This window comes from Petrachloros mirabilis (assembly GCF_975968855.1).
Map to the genome: position 1 here is coordinate 1 of NZ_CDLUDY010000058.1, position 1949 is coordinate 1949.

2 protein-coding genes are annotated in these 1949 nt (G+C 57.4%); both read right to left on the reverse strand.

Going from position 1 to position 1949, the window contains the following annotated elements:
* Positions 1–693: FAD-binding protein (locus tag ACWVCN_RS02415; protein WP_455243918.1), on the reverse strand; the 693-nt coding region annotated here is incomplete at its 3' end.
* Between the two features lie 40 nt (positions 694–733).
* Positions 734–1949: UDP-N-acetylmuramate--L-alanine ligase (murC, locus tag ACWVCN_RS02420; protein ID WP_455243919.1), on the reverse strand; the 1216-nt coding region annotated here is incomplete at its 5' end.

The window sequence follows — 1949 nt, forward strand, 5'->3', positions numbered from 1 at the left end:
CGGATTTTTGAATACACATCCGGCACTGGGCATCGTGAGCGGCTGCGTATCCTTCCTATAATGGAGGTAGTCTTTCACAACCTTTTCAATTTCAGATCTGATCCCTTGCCGTAACTGTAGCCACACTCCCACAACAACCCCTTTCGGAAGGCGAGCCCGACGATACTGAAACGGGATTTCCGATTTGGGCAAGTCGAGCAGCTCGCCTCGCCGGTTCACGAGACGAACCGCTTTCACCGAATCCTTCATCTCGCCCAATCGCGTTCCGGCATTCATGACGAGACAGCCTCCGACCGTTCCGGGAATGCCGGCCGCCCATTCGAGTCCCGTAAGGGAACGGCGGATTGCATGGCCGATCAATGTCGGCATCCCGACTCCTCCTTCCGCATAAAGCACCGAACCGGGCTCTTCCCTGATCGATCGGAGCTTCGAGAGGCTGACCACGATTCCTCGAATCCCCCCGTCACGGATGAGTAGATTCGTTCCGCCAAGAACAAACCACGGAATGTTTCGCCTACTCGCTTGCTTCACAAGCCTCCTGACATCCTCCACATCAGCCGGCTCCACTAAAACGTCGGCCGGCCCGCCGATCTTGAACGAGGTATAGGCATCCAACGACGCACCAAATGTGACGTTCCCCCGGATACCTGCCACCGCTGCCTGCAAGTCCTTCTTCTGAAACTTCGATCCCACACGGTTCGACCTCGTTCGACGGACAACGGCAGTCATTGCATCAGGAGTTCTGAGCCAACTTCGCCAGTAAAGCAGGGCCCGATTTCCAAATGTCCCCGGCCCCCAGCGTGAGAACGAGGTCTCCGGTCTTCAGGTGAGGAAGTACCTGGTCGACCAACTGATCCTTGCGCTCGATAAAATGTACGCCGGAGTGACCTGTCGCTCGTATCGCCTCGGCCAACTTGGCGCCGGATATTCCCGGAATCGGTTGCTCGCTTGCGGCATAGATTTCCGTGACATAAAGTTGATCGGCATCCCGAAAGGCCAACGCGAAATCATCGAGGAGATCTCTTGTTCTCGTGTACCGGTGCGGCTGGAAAAGAACCACCAGTCGCCGATCCGGCCAGCCCTGTTTCGCCGCCGCCAATGTTGCTTTAATTTCGGTCGGATGGTGACCGTAGTCATCGACAACGGTGATCCCGTTCGCCTCCCCGCGGAGATGAAACCGTCGCTCCACGCCGGTAAAGGCCGCCAGAGCCTTTCGGATCAGATCGACCGGCACGTCTAACTCGACGCCAATCGCGATGGCAGCCAGAGCATTGGATACGTTGTGAATTCCCGGGACAGACAGGCGGAACGGCCCGAGATTCCTTGTGCGGAAGAACGCACGAAACTCTGAGCCCCACTGCTTCACGCTGATGTCGGTCGCGCGAAAGTCAGGCGTAAGCCCGTCACGCTCGAACAAGCCGTACGTGTGGTAGCGCTTGACGACCTTGGGGAACAACGAACGGAGACGGTCGTCATCGGCGCAGAGCACCGCAAGGCCGTAGAAGGGCACCTTATTGATGAATTCGAGGAAACTCTCGTAGATCCGCTCCATGCTGCCGTAATGGTCGAGATGTTCCCGGTCCAAATTCGTCACAGCTATGATGGTGGGCGACAAGCGGAGGAATGAGCCATCGCTTTCATCGGCTTCCGCCACCAGCAATTCGCCGCGCCCCAATCTGGCATGACTCCCCAATGCATTGACTTTCCCGCCGATCACCATGGTCGGATCCAGTCCACCCTGTGCTAGGACATTCGCTACCATAGAAGTTGTCGTCGTCTTGCCGTGCGCACCCGCGATCGCCACACCGAACTTCAGACGCATCAATTCGGCCAACATTTCAGCACGTGGGATAACAGGGATCTGCCGAACTTTGGCCGTGACTACTTCAGGATTCTGCGGCGAGACCGCCGACGAGATCACGACGACCTGCGCCTCTCCGACATTGGAC